Here is a 17939-nt window from a genome sequence, read left to right on the forward strand (position 1 = left end):
TTTTTGATTAAGGGATGTACTTGTTATCACCCCATTGAGGTGCTCGTTTTTCTAGAAATGCGTTGCGTCCTTCTCGAGCTTCATCAGTCATATAAATTAATCGGGTCATCTCGCCTGCAAAAACTTGCTGTCCTACCATTCCATCATCGGTAGCATTCATGGCAAATTTTGCCATTTTTATCGCTGTAGGCGATTTCTTGAGAATTTCTTGTGCCCAGTCGTATGCAGTCTGTTCCAGTTCATCATGTGGTACGACAGCATTAACCATACCCATATCCATTGCCTCTTGAGCACTATAATTTTTTCCTAAAAAGAATATTTCTCTAGCCTTTTTCTGACCTACCATTTTTGCTAGATAAGCACTACCATAACCAGCGTCTACACTTGCTACATCGGTATCTGTTTGTTTAAAAATAGCATGCTCTTTACTGGCCAGTGTCATATCACAAACTACATGTAAACTATGACCACCGCCTACAGCCCAACCAGGTACCGCACAAATTACCACCTTTGGCATAAAACGTATCATACGTTGAACCTCAAGAATATTCAATCGACCTGTTCCTTCATCATCCTTATAACCATCTACTCCACGTGCTCGTTGATCACCACCACTACAAAATGCCCAACCACCGTCTTTAGGTGATGGTCCTTCACCAGTTAATATAACTACACCTATCGAAAGATCTTCTTGAGCGTCATAAAATGCTTTTATAAGTTCACTTACGGTTTTAGGTCTAAAAGCGTTACGCACCTCTGGTCTATTAAACGCTATACGAGCTACACCATTGGACTTTTTGTAAGTAATATCTTCAAATTCGATTGCAGTTTTCCAGTTCATAATTGTAGTATTAAGGACTGCAAAGATAAAACTAGTCTTTATACCAAACTCGTATAATTTGCATTGAAATTGTGATACCACTATGAAGGTTCAAGTGATAACTTGCTTTAGAATTCAACTCTTTACCTCTAGGAAATTGTTGTACTATAGTTTCTACATTAATTATTTCAAATGAATAATTTTTGCGCAACCACTCTTCCACTCTAGGCATTACATCGTCCAATGTTTCATAGGTTGTACCTTTCCAAAATGTTTTAGATACAGCTTTTGGAGCAAAATCAATGAATTTCATAAATCGTTTTGTTATAGGTATTATGGGCGACTAGAAAGTTACATCTTGAATAATCAATTCCTCATTATAGATATTAATATATGTGAGTAGCTCGCTTTCGCGAAAGCGATTATATAAATACCCTCATATTATTTATTTACACAGCTGGCTTGAAACGACCATGCTCTCAATTCAGAAAATAAAAGGATACCTTTAAAAAATGAGGGATGACGACACCAATGAAAATTAGTATATTTAGACATAAATAAATTTGTAGGGGAATTTATTTTGTTTTCAATCGAGATAGCTGCAACTATCTCGATTTTCGTTTAAGAAATTCTTGTTAATCTTACACAAAATATATTGATTGCTTGTAAATTTGTATCATGAGCAAGGAGAAAAAACCGGATAGCGTAGTTTATGATGAAGAAACGGGTAAGTACAATGCTGCATTACTTCCCTATGCAAGTGGTGTAGGAGCTCCTAAAATAACTACACCCGACATCACTTCATGGAAACAATCTAATATTAATAAGGTTAACCACGAATTCAAGTCGCAATTTGATCAATTAAAGGCGCAGTATGAAGCCATGGTTTCAAAATTTGAAGCAAACCAACTTGTATACGGCTCACGTTTTTCTTTTGAACCAATAGTTGGAGAAACCTACCACCTATATCGTGACAAAAAACAAAATACTTTTCTTTCGGTTATAGCACCACACGAATGTAACTGGGATTTTGTAGGCTCCTTTAGACTTTCGTCAGAAAAAATCTGGGAACTGGTGTCATAATCACTGAACATCACTTCATTTCATCGATAATTTCATTATTTACATCGTATAATTTGTTAAATTACTACTTTGTATTACACAGTACTGTAACAAATTAATTTATTGGTCGTCATGTAATTGTAACCGCAAAACAAAAGATCATGAGAATTACAGACCGCTTAACTGATTTAACGACAGACTTCCCTCTTCTTTCTAGAAAAAGAAAAGAATCAAACCCAAGTGTTTTCACATTTGAAGAATGGGCACTGTCTTAAAAACCAAACTGATTATTACCTTTTAAAACTAAATACTATGAAAAATCCGAGTTTCTTAAATGCTGGAGCAGCTACCAATAACCGTATAAGTAACACAAAAACTTATTCTGATGAATGGAATCGTAAAAGACGTTATCGATAAAAATCGACAACCAAAAAACCGATAAAGCCTCTTAATTTTTAGTTATTAAGAGGCTTTTTTTATTTAACATGATAATAACATTTATAATAGTAACAAACAGACATTAAATACGTCTACTATTATAAATGAAAGTAATGCTATGAAGTTAACGAAACGTTTATCCAATTTACTCACTCAAAAACCGAAAATAACGGCAGTAAAGAAATCACAGAAATACTCATCTAACGATGCAGGAAAATGGCATCTTGTTTGATAATTAAATAAATAGAAAAATGAAAAATACACAGAACAGTTTTTTAAACGCACAAGCTCAAACTAATAACAGAATCAGCAATTTGCCTACTTATGCTGATAACTGGAACCGTAAAAGGCGGTACACCTTTAAATAAGTAGGAGATTTATTTGAATTAGCCCAAAATCCTCAAGTGAACAACTTGGGGATTTTTTTATTATTTTAACTTTAACCCCATTACAACAAGTTACTTTTATTTTTTAATTCGGCTTTTATGAAATTACTATACTTTTTTTCAGTTTGTTCTATACTATTATTTGTTGCCTGCAAAGATTCACCTAAAAAGGAAATCGCACAGTCTAGCGATAATATCAATAAAAATGTGACAGTCGCAGATTCGAATAATCAGGTTCCTGATACCGATGTACCACTTATTGATGATCAAAAAGATTACATAATCAAACAAGTTTTAGAAAACGATGGTATCATTTGGGGAATGGATTGGTTGCCAAATAATGAGCTATTATACACTACCAAACAGGGCCAGGTTTTTCGCTTTGATGGCAAGAAGAATTATGAAATAAAAAATATCCCAGAGGTGTATATACGTGGTCAAGGTGGTTTGATGGATATAACTGTTCATCCTAATTATAAGGAGCAGCCATTTATATATCTAAGTTATGCAAGTACATCAGGTCAGGGATCTGGTGGAAATACAACTATAGCCAGAGCAAAATTAATTAATGATGAACTTACGGATCTTAACGTCTTGTACAAGGCTGTACCTAACACAAAAGCTGGACAACATTTTGGCTCTAGATTTACTTGGGATAAGGAAGGTCATTTATACTTTAGTGTTGGTGATCGCGGTAATCGTGACGAAAACCCACAAGATATAACAAGAGATGGAGGAAAGATTTATAGAATAATGGACGACGGATCTATTCCTAAAGACAATCCATTTGTAAATGAATCAGGTGCCAAAACTGCCATTTACAGTTATGGTCATAGAAATCCACAAGGGCTTACCACTCATCCTATATCTGGTAAAGTTATGGATCATGAACATGGACCACGTGGCGGTGATGAAATTAATACTATTGTTAAAGGACTTAATTATGGGTGGCCTGTAATTAGTTATGGAATCAATTATGACGGTTCTACTTTTACAAATTTGACTCAAAAAGAAGGAATGCAACAACCCGATTGGTATTGGAAACCTAGTATTGCACCTAGTGGATTTGCCATAATTAATAACCAAGCTTATGGAGATTGGAATGGAGGTTATCTAGCTGGTTCATTAAAGTTTCAATACCTAGAACTTTTATACAACGTAGATGGAAAAGTGACCAAACGAGAAAAAATAGCTGACGGTATTGGTCGCGTAAGAGATGTTTCCATCGGTCCAGATAATTACATATACATTTCAGTGGAATCAGAGGGTATTTATCGTATAACACCTAATTAATGATTAATCTAAATTTTCAGATATGAAAAATATATTAGCTTGTTTATTTACTGCACTTATACTGTGCTCATGTGGAACAGATAAAGAAAAGAAACAAACAATCAAGTTAAAAGAACCGACTAAGAAAGAACTTACAGCGATTGAAAAAAGCGCCCAACGCGGTAAAGAAATTTATAGAGAGTTATGTGTTACCTGTCACCTGACTAATGGTAAAGGAGTTACAGGAGCATTTCCACCGCTCAATCCTAGTGACTGGATCACTGGTAAACGTAAAGAAAGTATTCATGCCGTTAAATATGGCCTAAAGGGAGAAATTGTAGTAAATGGAGTTACTTATAACAATATAATGCAGTACCAAGGTCTAGATGATGAAGAGGTTGCCGATGTACTTAATTATATCATTGACACCTGGAATCCAACTGAAAAGATGGTTACCGTTGAAGAGGTCCAACAAATTAAAAAATAATATAATGAAAAAGCCCATCACAGTGTGATGGGCTTTTATTATATAATAGTATAGTCTTAATTGTAAATTGACTCCTTACCGTGGTGTACACAAAGCATGTAATAAATAATAGCACGATATTTAGCTCGTTCACTTTTTCCGTACTTTTCAATCACAGCTTCAACAGAATCCATTAAGTTATCACCTGATAAACCTAATTTCTTTTTCAAGTAGTTGTCTACCACACGTTGCATTTCACTACTTTCTGCGCTTACGGTTTCAGCATCTTTATTATAAATAGAAGGACCTAATCCCTTAGTAACCTTTCTAAGTAGTTCCTCGTCCAGTTTTCCACCTACTTTTTCCTTGTAAGCTTTAACGTACTTCTCTACTCTTTCATCAAATTTACTCATAATAATGTTCGTTAGTTAAAAAGTTAAAGGCTAAAGTTAGTTAAATAAATGTTATCGTAAAAATTTAAAATAATTTAATAAAATCTCGTCATTCACTTTACTTGGAGTAACTATTTCTAACAATTGTGGTTTATCATTTTTTGATAGAAATTGTTGGTACGCTTTCGCGAAAGCGGCCTCATCACCTACTTTGTGATACCCTATATGGTACATCTCGCACAACTGTATAGCAGTTAAATCATGTTTGGTTTCAAAATACGTATCAAATTCATGAGTATCCTTATGGCCTGGTAATATTCTAAAAATACCACCACCAGAATTATTGATAACTATGATTTTAAAGTTTTTGGGTATGTAGTTATTCCATAATGCATTTGAATCGTAAAAGAAACTAAGATCACCGGTAATAAAAATGCAGGGTCTGTCGCTTGCCATTGCTGCTCCTATAGCCGTACTGGTGCTTCCATCAATTCCACTTGTTCCACGATTTGCATAAATTTTATGTGAGGTATTCATAGGAAATAATTGAGCATACCTCACCGTACTGCTATTACCTAATTGAAGTAGTATGTTATCAGGAAGATTCTGGAATAACAATTTATAAACCTTAAAGTCACACCAAGGCATAGTTTCAAAATAGGATTTCCTTTTTTCAATTCTATTCTTAAAAGTTTTCAACCAGTATTCCTGATATTGACTATTTACAGTTTTAGTATGTAAGGATTGAACCCATGTAGAAGGTTTTACTTTTATATGACCAGCAAGTTTAAAAAAAGTATCATAGGCTCTTCTTTTTCCTACGTGATAATGAATTTTGGTTTCAAACTTGCGTAAGTATTGTTTGATTTTTTTACTTACAATCATTCCTCCTATAGTTACCACCATATCGGGTTGTAGGTGAGTAATTTCCTCATCTATATTTTCAATAGGAGCTATTAAGGTATCTATTCCCCATACCACTTTGTCATGTCGGATATTGGATCCTACCTCACTCATGATTAAAACACTAGGATCTGATGTAAGTTTGTTTAAATCGGCTTCAGTAAGAACGTCAACATTTAAGGTTGAAAGTATGATTAATTTTGAAGAACTATTATCCCAATGTTTATAGAATTCATCTGGAATTATTGATGTTTCCTCTTTAAGGATGTCAATAGTTTTAACGTCTTTAATGGTAGACTTCTCTACTCTATTGTACAGCGGTTCTTCAAAAGGAATGTTTATATGAACTGGACCAGACCTAGCTATGGTGGTGTTTAAGGCTTTATTAAGTAATCTTTCATTAGTTGCGATTGATTCTACCTGTATTTTATCATGAATCATGGTAAGCTCGCAATCGTATAAAATATGGTTGGAGTAAACGTGTTTTTGCCTTATGGTTTGACCATCTCCTATATCTATTTTATGCGGCGGCCTGTCGGCACTTAAAACGATTAAAGGTATTTCACTATAATAGGCCTCAGTAACTGCCGGATAGTAATTGAGCAAAGCGCTACCACTTGTACATAAAAGAGCCACAGGTTCTCTTAACTGTTGTGCCATTCCTAGAGCTACATGTCCTGCACAACGTTCATCTACAATACTATAACAGGTAAAAAAACTATCCTCAGTAAAACCGATGGTAAGTGGTGCATTACGTGATCCTGGAGATATCACAATATGCTTAATTTGTCGTTTCTTAAAAAGCAAAACTACCTGCTGGGCATGAATTATTTCTGGCAACATATACCACAAAGGTAATAGCAGGCAATTACATTTCCTTGATATTAACGCTTAATTAAAGCTTAAGCTCGATACTCTTTTGGTCTATCTTAAAACGTCTTTAATCGAAATAAACGGCAAATCAGAAAAATAATCCAGTATTTGGGAAATTAAAAATTGCTAGGTCCATAAAATTTATCGATATTTAAAGTGTAAATCAGCCCAATTATGATCCTTATAAAATACTTGATTTTTTACAGTTTTGTACTTTTCTATCAAACGGGAATCTATGGTAAAAAAGCATTTTATAGTATCATACTATCATTTAGAAGAAATGCTCAGTATGCAAAATCCTTCTCATTCAAGACCAGTTTAATACGTACTGCTTTTAGAAGTATTTTATAAAACACGAAGCATAGTACCCATTTTATTCACTGTTTCTAGATATTCTGCTTGGGCATGACTTAATGCTGTTATGCCGCCACCCACATACAATGTAGCCGTTTTATCATTCAGTTCCATGCATCTTAAATTGACAAAAAACTCTGCGTTCTTATTGTTGTTATTCACCACTCCTAAATAGCCCGTATAAAAGGACCTGTTGTATCCTTCATTTTCTTTAATAAATTGCAAAGCTTGTTTTGTAAGCATACCACATACAGCTGGTGTAGGATGTAAAGCATTAAGATACTTATACATATCATTTGGGTTAATTTGTGCCTTAATATCAGTTTTTAAGTGACAAATTGCTCCTGCTTGTACAGTTTGAGGTTGTGATGTTTCAATATCTGTTGCATCAGTCATTTTGAGTTGTTCAACTATATAATCAGTGACTAGCTGTTGTTCTTCTCTCTCTTTTTTTCCCCAATAAATATCGGTCACTCCATCATAAGCTACTGTTCCAGCCAATGACATGGTTTTTAAAGTCGTGTTTTCGATTTTTAATAATAATTCTGGAGTTGCTCCCATCCAGGCACCTACTTTAGGATGATAAAAAAAGTAGCTGTTTGCCGTTGGGTACAAATTGAGCAGGCGTTCAAGTAATTTTACTTGTGACAAATGACTTTGAATAGTTTGCTTTCGCGAAAGCACTACTTTCTTTAAGTCTCCTTCTTGTAAATTATTAATAGCCTTGTTAACAAGCATTATATACTCATCTTTATTTACTTCTTTATCAAATTCTGGAAGAGTACTTTCAATCTTTTGATGCGTCCAAGGAAAACTTATACTATTTTCTACGGGTATATAAACACTATGTTGTTCTTTTAAAAAAGGAGCAAATACAATATAATCTTCTTCAAGAGGTGTAGTTCTATGCCATTCTTGATCAGATTGATAGAATAAATTGACGCGATTTTCATTACTTTTTTTAAGTACAAAAAAGGGTAACTCTTGGGCTAAAAGTTGTGATACTTGATGTAAGAAAGGACTGTTCACTGTTATTGTTTTAAAAGAGCAATAGTTGTTAATTTACACAAAGAGATTAACCTATCTTGATCATCTGTTATTCTTATTTGCCATAGTTGAGTAGTTCGTCCTTTGTGAATAAAAGATGCGGTGGCATAAACATATCCTTCTTTAATGGATCGCGTATGATTGGCACTTATTTCTAGACCTCTTATAGTATATTTTTCGGTATCCAGAAAGAGAAAACTAGCCGCGCTACCTACCGACTCGGCCAAAGCTACACTGGCACCACCATGTAGAACTCCGTCAGGTTGATAAACTTTATGAGTAACCGGCATGCGTGCAGTAAGTGTATCTTCTGTAACATCTACATACTCAATATCAAGTGTTTCCATTAGTGTATTACGGCTTATGGTATTACACTGGTCTAGTATATTTTGTTTGTCCATATCTTTACCCAAAAATAAGCCTACAATATAAATATATGGTTAAAACTGTCTTATATAATCATACCAATAGTTACGATACTTTAAACGAATTAACGGATACCACAAAATGTATCTGGATATGTTTTCATGGATTGGGATACTTATCAAAATACTTTAAAAAATATTTTATCAATTTTCCTAAAGACGATCACTATTTTATAATTCCTCAGGCTCCTTCAAAGTATTATCAAGGCTCTGATTTTAAACATGTAGGTGCAAGCTGGCTTACTAGAGAAAATACCATGCAAGAAATGGATAATGTTCTTAATTACCTTGATAAGGTAATTACACAAGAAAATATTAAGGGCGATCCTAGAATTGTTTTGATGGGATATTCACAAGGTGTTTCAATTGCTACTAGGTTTATGTCACAATACTTTTACAATGTAAAGGCCTTAATTATTCAAAGTGGTAGTTTACCACAAGAGCTTAACGAAAATGATGGCCAACATTTTGAAACTTTTTGTGATAGAATCATACATATATCTGGAACTAAAGATGAATACGTGAACGATAAGGTTATTGAACGTGAAAAAGAACGTATTGATACTCTCTTTGGCACAAAATGTGAAAAACATAGACCGGATATAAAGCATGTGGTTCATGTAGAATTGTTACAAACCATTGCAAAAAGCTTAACGTGATGAAATTATTATTTGCTACCCACAATCAAAATAAATTAAAAGAAATTCAAGCTTTAATGCCAGCTAATATTGAGCTGGTATGTTTAAAGGATATTAATTTTGAGGAAGACATTCCTGAAACTTCTGAAACAATTTCTGGTAATGCTATTCAGAAAGTAGAATATCTTGTAAATAGAGTCAAGATGCCTGTATTTGCAGATGATACAGGTTTACTAGTTGATGCCCTAAATGGTGAACCAGGAGTATATAGTGCAAGATATGCAGGTCCTGAACGTGATAGTGAGGCAAATATGCAATTGGTCTTAGACAAGTTAGAAAATACTCGCAATAGAAATGCGAGATTTGTTACTGCCATAGCTTTGTCATTACAAGGCTGTCAATTGTTATTTGAAGGTGTTTGTGAAGGTGTTATCACCGACGAGAAGAAAGGTGAAAAAGGTTTTGGATACGATCCAATTTTTAAACCTAATGAAGCAGATAAGACCTTTGCAGAAATGTCACTAACCGAAAAAGGTGAAATAAGCCACCGTGCTCGAGCCTTCAGAAAGCTCATTTCATATTTGGAAGAGGATGTTAACGGCCGTTAATATATTGAGAATTTATAGAGTATTGAACTCAATTGAATTATTTTAGCTTATAGAATGAAGCATCTACTATTTTTAATTTTGTGTTTTGGAGTTTTCTTTAACACCACTACTGCCCAAGACAGTACATCAGTCAAAGTTGATACAGTAAAAACTATCGCAAAAAAAACTAAAGTTACTGGTGTAGTTCTTAATGCAAAGGACAATTCTCCTCTTGTAAATGTTAATATTGTTAACCTTAATCAAGTTAAAGGAACCGTTACCAATGAAGCTGGAGAGTTTTCCATTACTGCCAAGGTAAATGACACACTTTTCTTTTCCTATTTAGGTTTTCAAACTATAAATGTACCTGTTACTAACGACTGGATAAAATTTGGAAATGTAACTATTTCTATGACCGAAAAAGGGATTGCTCTTGAGGAAGTGGTGGTAGAGGAAATTCAATTAACCGGTTATTTAGAGATCGATGCAAAAAAAGCTCCTATTTATAGCAAGCGTAGATATAGCATAAGTGGTCTAGAAAAAGGGTATGAAGCAGGTGATGAGGAACCAGGAGCGGTAACCAAAGTATTAGGATCTATTTTTAATCCAGCTGATTTTCTATATAACACCTTTAGTAAGAAAGGTAAATCTCTAAAAAAGCTTAGAGAAATAAAGAAAGCAGACGAGGTAAGAAACATATTACAAAGTAAGTACGACAGAGAAACATTGATGAACCTTCTTCAAATGGATAAGGTTAGTATTGATGAAATTCTACGTAATTGCCAATACTCTAAAAAGTTCATTGAAGAAGCTAGTGATTTACAAATCCTAGATGCTATTAGTGAATGTTATGAGGAATATAAAGTCCTGAAAAAAGAAGATAAAAAGAAGTAACGATTAATACCACTTTATGTTAAGTTTAAAAACCATATTATATGCCACAGCAGGATTTGCCCTTGCTGCATCGTGTAATACTATGAAAGGTACCGATGCTGACGCGTCTGGTTCAAATTCTAGTGAAAATTCAAGTATGATTAATTCATCCATGTCTTCCAAAGAAGAAGTGATGAAATATGCGAATACAATTACCGTTGAAGAACTAAAAGAGCAATTATACTTCTATGCTAGCGACGAAATGGAAGGTCGTTATACAGGTGAGCCTGGTCAGAAAAAAGCTGTCGAATATTTGAGAGAGCAGTATAAAAAAATGGGTGTTCCCGGTGGATTAAATGATGGCGCTTACTTTCAAACAGTACCTGCCTCCTACTTTAGAAAAATTAAAAACGATTCAGAAAATGTACTGGCGTATATAGAAGGTTCTGAAAAACCAGAAGAAGTACTTGTTATTAGTGCTCATTTGGATCATGTAGGAATGGAAGGTGGTGAAGTTTTTAATGGTGCCGATGATGATGGAAGCGGTACTATTGCTTTACTTGAAATTGCTGAAGCATTTAAACAAGCAAAAAATGATGGTAAAGGTCCTAAACGTTCCTTACTATTTTTACATGTTACAGGTGAAGAAATAGGTTTATATGGTAGTAGATATTATTCTGAGAATCCTATTTATCCTTTAGAAAATACCATAGCAAATTTGAATATTGATATGATAGGTCGTATAGATCCTCAACAAAAGGATGATCCTAATTATGTTTATTTAATAGGAAGTGATATGCTCTCTCAAGATTTACATGATATGAGTGAAGCTGCCAAAGCAAAATATGACATGGATATTCGATTAGATTATAAGTATAACGGGAAAAACGATCCTAATCGCTTTTATTACAGAAGTGACCACTACAATTTTGCTAAAAATAATGTACCTGTAATATTTTATTTCAATGGCGTACATGAAGATTATCACAAGGCTACTGATACTCCAGATAAAATTGAATATGATCTTTATCAAAAACGTGCTAAGTTGATTTTTGTTACAGCTTGGGAACTAGCAAATGCTGATTCAAGACCAGCTCTTAAGGAAAAGGAATAATTTTTTACTAAGTGATTATATATATAAACCTGCTCGTTATTGAGCAGGTTTTTTTATTAATACTCCACCTATTTAATTATGCTATAGAACTTGTTTAAATAGATACTATAATTTAAGGTTTCACTCGATAAACACTATTTAATTCACTTTAACTACCTAGACGTATACGACCACCTTAAGTTTATAGAAATACCTATAATAAAAAAACCTCAACATTTTCATGTTGAGGTTTATAGTATAATGTATGTTATTAATTAAAATCTATAACCTACTGAGAATCTAACTAATCTTGTGTATTCATCATTTTTGAATTCTTCATTATCAAATAGGTCTGTAACACCTTCAGCAAAATTTGCTTTAAGGAATAAACCTAATTCTGGGAAATCGTATCCTAGACCTAAAGAAACAGAAAGATTAGAATCTACAGTCACCTCATCATCTATGTCTACTTCATTTCCACCAGCAACACTTTGAGTAGCATTAAGAAGAAATCCAACTTGTGGTCCTGCATGAACGGTAAGATTGTTCCAAACTCTATAACGTACGTGTAAAGGTATATTGATAAAATCAAGATTAATCTCTGATTCTGTATTACCTATTTCAAAAGTTTCTCCTTCTCTGCTGTAAAGTATACTGGTTTCAGCACTCCAGCGATCATCAAAGGTGAACAATCCATTTAAACCAGCGTGAAAAGAAACCGCGTTGTCTTCCAATTCACCACCACCTACATTGTTAATTTTTGAGATGTTAACTCCACCTAATAGACCGTAAGAAAATTCTTGGGCTGTTGCTATGATACTCACGCAGAAGAATACTGCAAAGGATACTAAAAGTTTTTTCATTGTATAGTTTTTGGTAAGTCAAATATATAAAAAGAATGTAGACTACACCGTAAACCACAATTAAAGATTATAAACTACTTATTTCATACGCTTTTTACGATTGCGCTCATAGTCAGAAAAAATCATCTCACCTAATCCCTTTAAGCCCGTATAAAAGGCTTTACCTTTATTTGCTTCGGTAAACGCGTCTACAAACTGTTGTAAGTAGGGATCATTTGCTATCATAAACGTAGTTATAGGTATATGCAACCTTCTAGCCTGTGCTGCCATGTTGTAACACTTGTCAACTATGTATTCATCTAGACCATTAGAATTCTTATAATACCTACCGTCACTCAATCTTAAACAACTAGGCTTACCATCGGTGATCATAAATATTTGCTTGTTTGTATTACGTTTACGTCGCAGTAAATCTAGTGCAAGCTGTAATCCAGCGACGGTATTAGTATGATAGGGTCCTACTTTTAGATAAGGTAAATCTGCAATTTTAATTGGCCACGCATCATTACCAAATACTATGATATCAAGAGTATCTTTTGGGTATCTAGTAGTTATTAATTCGGCCAGTGCCATAGCCACTTTTTTGGCAGGTGTTATTCGATCTTCTCCATAAAGAATCATGGAGTGAGAGATGTCTATCATTAATACCGTACTCATTTGAGCCTTGAACTGTGTATCCTCTACTACTAGATCTTCTTCAGTAAGGTTAAAGTTACCTATACCGTGATTAATTTGTGCGTTACGTAAACTCTCTGTCATGGAAATAGAACCTAGGTCGTCACCAAATTTATAAGCTCTAAAATCACCGCTGTGCTCATCTCCGGTTCCTAATTTTGATGTTTTGTGGTTCCCACTTGCGCCCTTACGCATATTACCAAAAATTTGCTCTAGAGCATGCTTACGTAATAATTGTTCTGTTTTTGCAGTAATAGTGAATCTTCCAGATCCATCACCGTCATCTGATCCATCTTGTCCCTTTGATGGATCAATTTCTTCTCGTATATAACCACGCTGTTTTAAATCCTCAATAAAATCGTCTATCGTATATTCTGCAGTGGTTAGGTGATATTCCTTATCTAATTCACGCAACCATTCAATAGCTTCATCAAAATCACCAGAGGTGTGAGTGATTAACTCCTTGAAAATATCAAAGAGCTTGTCAAAGGGATCTTTGTCCTTTGGGTTGTGAATTTCAAATCTGGTACCGTATCGTTCTTGGTAATTCATACAATAAAAATAGTCTGTTTTGTATAGTTGGACTTACATTGTTTGAGGTTTAACGTAGGTTTTACACCACATAAAGGTTAAGAATGGGTTATTATAGGGTCATTATTTCATTGAATAACAATATTATATCAAGGTTTGTCGCGTTTACGCTTTCGCGAAAGCGAAATAACATTATTTTTGCAGCCGCTTAAACAAACAAAAGATTATGCAAGTACATCCTTGGCACGACGTGTCGTACGGAGAAAAAGCTCCGGAAATTGTAAATGGAATTATTGAGATACCAAAGAATACTCGCGCAAAATATGAGTTAGATAAGGAAACAGGAATGTTGATTTTAGATCGTGTGATCTACTCTTCAATGTACTACCCAACTAACTATGGTTTTATACCACAAACTTATTGTGACGATCAAGATCCACTAGATATTCTAGTTCTTTCACAAATTGAAATCGTACCTATGTGTATGGTTGAAGCAAAGGTTATCGGTGTAATGCAAATGATGGATGGTGGTGAAATGGATGATAAAATTATAGCCGTTGCCGCAAATGACATGTCGGTTGCTCACTTTAATGATGTAAGCGAATTACCAGAATACTGGAAAAAAGAAATGCGTAATTTCTTTGAAGATTATAAAAAGTTAGAGAACAAAACTGTTGATGTAGAAGAATTCCAAGGTCGTGAAAAAGCAATGGAGATCGTACAACAAGCAATTACTGATTATAAAAACAAGTTCAATAAATAATACTTTTATAGAACCTAATAAAAAAACCTGTTCATATCATGAGCAGGTTTTTTTCTTTGAAATTAATTGTTGAGTTGATCTTGTAGTTTGCTCAAATATTCCGGTACAAGTTTTAAACGTGATCCATACCACGAGAACATCTCACCATCAACTAGTACAATTTTAGGAATAACCTTCGGTTTTAAAGCGTCGGATGCTGGTGCTAGTGTAAATGCTTCAATAAGTTCTTGTTTATCTTCCTCTTTAAAAGGATAGGGTTCACTAGATAGTAGGATAAATTCTGGTTGTAATTTTATTAACTCATCAAGTGAAAACTCTGGATATCGTTGTAGGTCTTTACATAAATTTTCAAATCCACCTTGTCTTAAAACATGATGAATAAATGTATCATTACCCGTTGCCATGTATGGATTCTTCCAAATTAAGTAAACTGCATTTTTTGCTGAATTCACTTTAAGCTTGTTGAATTCCATTTTAATAGTACGAACTAAGGATTTTGCCTTGAAAGAACTTCCTGTCATCATTCCTATATCATGAATCATCTCGTAAGCGTTTTCCAATGTCAAAATATCACTTACATAAGTAGGAGCTATTTGATCACAAGCAGCTACGATATCTAGGGTGTTTTCCTCTTTATTTGCAATAATTAAATCTGGCTGTAACTCATAAATACGTTCTAGTACTATTTTTTTAGTACCACCTACGACAACTTTATCAGTGCGTAAGTTTTCTGGGTGTACGCAATACCTAGTAACGCCCACAATTCTATCTTCTAATCCTAGATCAACTAGCAATTCGGTTTGAGATGGAACCAGTGAAACGATACGTTCAGGTAAATTTGCGATTTCAACTACTCGGTTAAGCTGGTCTATACCTTTATAAAACATTAATCTAGTGCGTTTTTTGTTACCCATAACTTATAACCTAAAAGCGCCATTTGCCATTTGGTTGCCTTGCTTAGATCTAATCTCTTTTTAGTAAAACTGGGTAACAGCTTTTTATTAATTGATGCAAGTGCTTTGAAAAAATATTTTTTCATAACTCAAATATAGGAATATGTTAACGAGTAATGCGTTAATTGTACTATAAGAAATCACTGCTATTACTTATATTTGCAATTCTTTTTTACAAGCTTAAATACTTGTTTATTACTCTAAAAAACAGAATAATTACAATGGCAGATTTACCTAAAATTATCTATACAAAAACGGATGAAGCACCAGCACTAGCAACCGCTTCTTTTTTACCAATCATTAAAAAATTTATTGCTCCAGCAGGTATCGATATTGATACAGCAGATATTTCTCTAGCTGGAAGAATTATTGCTACTTTCCCAGAAAACCTAACTGAAGATCAAAAACAAGAAGATGCTCTCGCACAGCTAGGTGAACTTGTAAAGCAACCAGACGCCAATGTTATAAAATTACCTAATATAAGTGCATCAATACCACAATTGACTGCTGCTATTGCAGAATTACAAGCACTAGGTTATAACCTACCTGATTACCCTGAAGATCCTCAAACCGAGGAGGAAAAAGAAATTCAAAAACGTTATAATAAGATTAAAGGTAGTGCAGTAAATCCTGTTTTACGTGAAGGTAACTCTGATCGTCGCGCTCCTAAACCGGTAAAGCAATACGCAAAGAACAATCCACACTCTATGGGTGCATGGAGTTCTGATTCAAAATCACATGTTGCAACTATGTCTGCAGGTGATTTTGCGCACAACGAGAAATCTCACACCTTTGAAGAATCTACTTCGGTTTCCATTCAATTAGTAAAAAATAATGGAGAAACTGAAGTTCTTAAAAGTGGTTTAAATCTTCAAAAGGGAGAAATACTAGACGCTACTTACATGAGTAAGAATGCTCTTTTATCTTTCTTGAAGGAACAAATTGAAGATGCAAAAAGTCAAGGCGTACTTTTTTCACTGCATATGAAAGCAACGATGATGAAGGTTTCTGATCCTATCATTTTTGGCCATGCGGTGCGCACATTCTTTGCTCCAGTATTTGAAAAATTTGGTACCGAATTAGAGCAGGCTGGTGTAGATGTAAATAATGGGTTTGGTGATTTATTATCAAAATTAGATCAATTACCAGGCGATGTTCAAACTGCTATTGAAAAGGAAATTGAAAAAGTATACGAGCAACGTCCTGATATCGCAATGGTAAATAGCGATAAAGGAATCACTAATTTACATGTACCTAGTGATGTAATTATTGATGCCTCAATGCCGGCAATGATACGTACATCTGGACAAATGTGGAACAAGGCAGGAGAAACTCAAGATACCAAAGCGGTGATTCCAGATAGTTCATATGCTGGAATCTATCAGGAAACTATCCAGTTTTGTAAAGAACATGGTGCATTTGATCCTACTACCATGGGTACGGTTCCAAATGTAGGTCTAATGGCTCAAAAAGCCGAAGAATATGGTTCACACGATAAAACATTTGAAATACAAGCAAACGGTAAAGTGCAAGTAGTTTCTGAAAATGGTACTGTCATTATAGAACACGATGTAGAAGAAGGTGATATATGGAGAGCTTGTCAAACTAAGGATGCTCCTATTCAAGATTGGGTTAAACTGGCAGTTTCTAGAGCCAGAGCAACTAATGACCCTGCTATTTTCTGGTTAGATGAGAATAGAGCACACGATGCTGAACTAATTAAAAAGGTAAATACATACCTCAAAGATCATGATACAGAAGGCTTGGACATCTCAATCGCTTCACCAGTTGAAGCTACAAAACGCACGCTAGCTAGAATGAAGGATGGTTTAAACACCATCTCGGTTACCGGTAATGTACTTAGAGATTACAATACAGATTTATTCCCAATCCTAGAATTGGGCACAAGTGCCAAAATGCTATCTATTGTTCCATTAATGAACGGTGGTGGATTATTCGAGACTGGCGCTGGTGGATCTGCTCCAAAACACGTGCAACAGTTTGAAAAAGAAAATCACTTAAGATGGGACTCTTTAGGCGAGTTTCTTGCTCTTGCGGTTTCTCTGGAACATCTAGCTGAGAAATACGATAATAAGAAAGCTCAGATTCTTGCAGATTCCTTGGATCGCGCAACAGAGAAGTTCTTAACTAACAAAAAATCTCCTTCAAGAAAGGTTAATGAGTTAGATAACCGTGGTTCGCATTTTTATCTAGCCCTGTATTGGGCCCAAGAATTAGCTTCTCAAAATCAAGATGAAGAACTAAGTGCACAATTCAGTTCACTAGCTAAAGAATTATCTGATAATGAAGAGGTAATCAATAAAGAATTGATTGATGCGCAAGGCGTTGCTATGGATATTGGAGGATATTATCGTCCAGATGCTGCAAAAGAATCAGCAGCAATGCGCCCTAGCGCTACATTAAACAGTATTATTGGTTAAAATAAAACAACCTAATACCATAAAGCCTGTTTGTAAGTGTACAAACAGGCTTTTTATATTTCCATTCCACTACAACTTTATAAA

At 34.5% G+C, this 17939-nt stretch carries 20 protein-coding genes; 10 read left to right on the top strand and 10 right to left on the bottom strand.

The features are described 5' to 3' along the window. Nucleotides 1–7: 7 nt before the first annotated feature. Together HCN53_RS04320 and HCN53_RS04325 are read right to left on the bottom strand one after the other, a co-directional pair. Complete coding sequence (locus HCN53_RS04320; RefSeq protein WP_167342145.1) at nt 8–841, bottom strand: 1,4-dihydroxy-2-naphthoyl-CoA synthase; 834 nt, start codon at nt 839–841, stop codon at nt 8–10. Nucleotides 842–872: 31 nt separating this feature from the next. Beyond that, nucleotides 873–1133 carry a hypothetical protein gene (locus tag HCN53_RS04325; protein WP_042279369.1) on the bottom strand — a complete coding sequence of 87 codons (261 nt, stop codon included), beginning with the start codon at nt 1131–1133 and terminating at the stop codon, nt 873–875. A 365-nt stretch (nt 1134–1498) separates the two neighbouring features. Between HCN53_RS04325 and HCN53_RS04330 the strand changes: the two genes are divergently transcribed. From HCN53_RS04330 to HCN53_RS04340, 3 genes are all read left to right on the top strand, one after another. Further along, nucleotides 1499–1903 carry a DUF2452 domain-containing protein gene (locus HCN53_RS04330; RefSeq protein WP_167342146.1) on the top strand — a complete coding sequence of 135 codons (405 nt, stop codon included), beginning with the start codon at nt 1499–1501 and terminating at the stop codon, nt 1901–1903. Between the two features lie 902 nt (nt 1904–2805). Then, nucleotides 2806–3999: a PQQ-dependent sugar dehydrogenase gene (locus HCN53_RS04335; protein ID WP_167342147.1), complete on the top strand. Its 1194-nt coding sequence runs from the start codon at nt 2806–2808 to the stop codon at nt 3997–3999. Nucleotides 4000–4021: 22 nt separating this feature from the next. Next, nucleotides 4022–4465 (top strand): c-type cytochrome, encoded by a 444-nt coding sequence (locus tag HCN53_RS04340; protein WP_167342148.1) that lies wholly within the window; start codon nt 4022–4024, stop codon nt 4463–4465. 56 nt (nt 4466–4521) lie between these two features. Here the strand turns inward: HCN53_RS04340 and HCN53_RS04345 are convergent, their stop codons facing one another. Together HCN53_RS04345 and menD are read right to left on the bottom strand one after the other, a co-directional pair. Then, nucleotides 4522–4857, bottom strand: a complete 336-nt coding sequence (locus HCN53_RS04345; protein ID WP_042279379.1) for a DUF2853 family protein — start codon at nt 4855–4857, stop codon at nt 4522–4524. A gap of 51 nt (nt 4858–4908) precedes the next feature. Then, nucleotides 4909–6582 (bottom strand): 2-succinyl-5-enolpyruvyl-6-hydroxy-3-cyclohexene-1-carboxylic-acid synthase, encoded by a 1674-nt coding sequence (gene menD, locus HCN53_RS04350; protein ID WP_167342149.1) that lies wholly within the window; start codon nt 6580–6582, stop codon nt 4909–4911. 204 nt (nt 6583–6786) lie between these two features. Here menD and HCN53_RS04355 point away from each other — a divergent pair, with 204 nt between their 5' ends. Continuing rightward, on the top strand, nt 6787–6963 hold the full coding sequence (locus tag HCN53_RS04355) for a hypothetical protein (protein WP_167342150.1): 177 nt from the start codon (nt 6787–6789) through the stop codon (nt 6961–6963). On the opposite strand, the gene HCN53_RS04360 is transcribed toward HCN53_RS04355, so the two are convergent. Together HCN53_RS04360 and HCN53_RS04365 are read right to left on the bottom strand one after the other, a co-directional pair. Beyond that, the gene (locus HCN53_RS04360) at nt 6958–7995 is read right to left on the bottom strand and encodes an isochorismate synthase (protein WP_167342151.1); all 1038 of its coding nucleotides are present in this window, start codon (nt 7993–7995) and stop codon (nt 6958–6960) included. The genes HCN53_RS04355 and HCN53_RS04360 overlap by 6 nt on opposite strands. Nucleotides 7996–7997: 2 nt before the next feature. Beyond that, nucleotides 7998–8414, bottom strand: a complete 417-nt coding sequence (locus tag HCN53_RS04365) for a hotdog fold thioesterase (RefSeq protein ID WP_060525105.1) — start codon at nt 8412–8414, stop codon at nt 7998–8000. Between the two features lie 35 nt (nt 8415–8449). Here HCN53_RS04365 and HCN53_RS04370 point away from each other — a divergent pair, with 35 nt between their 5' ends. From HCN53_RS04370 to HCN53_RS04385, 4 genes are read left to right on the top strand one after another with little or no spacing between them, the layout of a single operon-like run. Then, nucleotides 8450–9097, top strand: a complete 648-nt coding sequence (locus tag HCN53_RS04370) for an alpha/beta hydrolase (RefSeq protein ID WP_042279388.1) — start codon at nt 8450–8452, stop codon at nt 9095–9097. After that, a complete protein-coding gene (gene rdgB / locus HCN53_RS04375) occupies nt 9097–9684 on the top strand; it encodes an RdgB/HAM1 family non-canonical purine NTP pyrophosphatase (RefSeq protein WP_042279390.1) in 588 nt (195 codons plus the stop codon). Before HCN53_RS04370 ends, rdgB begins: the two co-directional genes overlap by 1 nt. A gap of 54 nt (nt 9685–9738) precedes the next feature. Continuing rightward, on the top strand, nt 9739–10557 hold the full coding sequence (locus HCN53_RS04380) for a carboxypeptidase-like regulatory domain-containing protein (RefSeq protein ID WP_105019196.1): 819 nt from the start codon (nt 9739–9741) through the stop codon (nt 10555–10557). Between the two features lie 16 nt (nt 10558–10573). Next, complete coding sequence (locus HCN53_RS04385) at nt 10574–11650, top strand: M28 family metallopeptidase (RefSeq protein WP_373420740.1); 1077 nt, start codon at nt 10574–10576, stop codon at nt 11648–11650. 254 nt (nt 11651–11904) lie between these two features. Here the strand turns inward: HCN53_RS04385 and HCN53_RS04390 are convergent, their stop codons facing one another. Both HCN53_RS04390 and HCN53_RS04395 read right to left on the bottom strand, forming a co-directional pair. Continuing rightward, nucleotides 11905–12492 (bottom strand): porin family protein, encoded by a 588-nt coding sequence (locus HCN53_RS04390; RefSeq protein WP_042279393.1) that lies wholly within the window; start codon nt 12490–12492, stop codon nt 11905–11907. Between the two features lie 78 nt (nt 12493–12570). Next, nucleotides 12571–13719, bottom strand: a complete 1149-nt coding sequence (locus HCN53_RS04395; RefSeq protein WP_042279394.1) for a vWA domain-containing protein — start codon at nt 13717–13719, stop codon at nt 12571–12573. 205 nt (nt 13720–13924) lie between these two features. Between HCN53_RS04395 and HCN53_RS04400 the strand changes: the two genes are divergently transcribed. Beyond that, nucleotides 13925–14461 (top strand): inorganic diphosphatase, encoded by a 537-nt coding sequence (locus HCN53_RS04400; protein ID WP_105019198.1) that lies wholly within the window; start codon nt 13925–13927, stop codon nt 14459–14461. Between the two features lie 62 nt (nt 14462–14523). On the opposite strand, the gene HCN53_RS04405 is transcribed toward HCN53_RS04400, so the two are convergent. After that, nucleotides 14524–15375: an ABC transporter substrate-binding protein gene (locus HCN53_RS04405; RefSeq protein ID WP_240919392.1), complete on the bottom strand. Its 852-nt coding sequence runs from the start codon at nt 15373–15375 to the stop codon at nt 14524–14526. After that, nucleotides 15348–15500, bottom strand: coding sequence for an SsrA-binding protein (locus tag HCN53_RS04410; RefSeq protein ID WP_105019200.1), 153 nt, complete (start codon nt 15498–15500; stop codon nt 15348–15350). The genes HCN53_RS04405 and HCN53_RS04410 overlap by 28 nt, the downstream gene beginning before the upstream one ends. A gap of 135 nt (nt 15501–15635) precedes the next feature. On the opposite strand from HCN53_RS04410, the gene HCN53_RS04415 reads away from it, so the two are divergent. Next, nucleotides 15636–17855 (top strand): NADP-dependent isocitrate dehydrogenase, encoded by a 2220-nt coding sequence (locus HCN53_RS04415; RefSeq protein WP_167342152.1) that lies wholly within the window; start codon nt 15636–15638, stop codon nt 17853–17855. The last annotated feature ends 84 nt before the right edge of the window (nt 17856–17939 follow it).

Origin of the sequence: Nonlabens sp. SY33080 (assembly GCF_011784885.1) — a bacterium.
In the GTDB taxonomy this organism is placed as follows: domain Bacteria; phylum Bacteroidota; class Bacteroidia; order Flavobacteriales; family Flavobacteriaceae; genus Nonlabens; species Nonlabens tegetincola.